The sequence below is a fragment of the Paenibacillus popilliae ATCC 14706 genome (assembly GCF_000315235.1).
In the GTDB taxonomy this organism is placed as follows: Bacteria; Bacillota; Bacilli; order Paenibacillales; family Paenibacillaceae; genus Paenibacillus_B; species Paenibacillus_B popilliae.
The window spans coordinates 1-1,084 of sequence record NZ_BALG01000091.1; the positions used below are offsets into that span (position 1 = coordinate 1).

Annotated in this window: 1 protein-coding gene and 1 pseudogene; both read right to left on the minus strand. The window is 42.3% G+C overall.

What is annotated here, in order from left to right; genetic code table 11:
* Positions 1–657 (minus strand): hypothetical protein (locus PPOP_RS08360; protein ID WP_006285770.1); only part of this gene is annotated, 657 nt, incomplete at its 3' end.
* Between the two features lie 81 nt (positions 658–738).
* A pseudogene (locus PPOP_RS24035) lies at positions 739–1,084 on the minus strand (hypothetical protein); the annotation flags it as partial.

Consider the following 1,084-nt stretch of genomic DNA (forward strand, 5'->3'; position numbering starts at 1 on the left):
TTTCGATAATTTTTCAGCATTTCGTACCAGGTTATTACTCTTATTAATAGAAGAAGTAACTTGAACCGTCGATTGAGCGGGCTGAGACGGACCCGTAAAAAACTCTTTGGTTGATTTGGCAACGTTATTGATATAGGATGAAGCTGATTTTCCGACGTCCTTTACATAGGATACGGTCGCCTTCGTCGCATTAACGGCAGCGGTTGAAGCCGTTCTCGCGGTCTTAACTATTGCGGGAGCAGCCGCACGTGCAGCGCTGACCACGACGGGAGCAGCACGTACAGCAGCAACCACTACCGGTGCCACTCGCTTTTGTCTCTGTTTTAATTCAAAGGCGCCCTTATAACGCAACGCCATAAAGCTTTCATAAGAACCGCCTTGTTGTCTTTCCCGTAAGCCCTCATAAATATCCGTAAGCAGATATCCCTTGGCTAGCTCACTCTGGACCCAACTTGGCAAGACGTCAAACATTTGTGACAATACTAACACATTCTCAACCGTAGGATAAGCTAATCTTTGCTTATAGGCGTGCTTCATGTCAAGCCTATCAAGATAGGTCATTTCCTGTGCTTTCTGACCGAGATCCCGTGCAGCAACGACATTTCCTTGAACGACAAGCAATAAAAATACGAGTGCAAGTAAACAAAACTTCTTCATGGCTTGATTACCTCCATACCTAAATGTAGTATCTTTCGTCGTTCACTATATCATGATTTTCCTTGTATCCGGTTATTTCCCCTATAAGGAAAAATTCGACAAAATACTACATTTAAAAAAGGATGCCTGTAACAAGGCATCCCTTTCGATGGGAGATAAATTTTGAGACTCTAAATAAATCATTATCAGTTGATTGATGACATGCAGCAACGTATGACTATTGCAAATTTGCAAATATTCGTGAAGTTGGGATAATGCAAGTTCTCTATCCCCTTTTTTTTCGAGTAAAATAGCGGACCAGGCCTGTTGATTAACCAAATTACTCCATATCAAAATAATTGCGATTCTCCTAAAAGAATACAATGAATCCGTAACTGCCACTCCACGGGAAGCGAACAGAAAGCAAGTAATCGGGCAAACCGGGCTT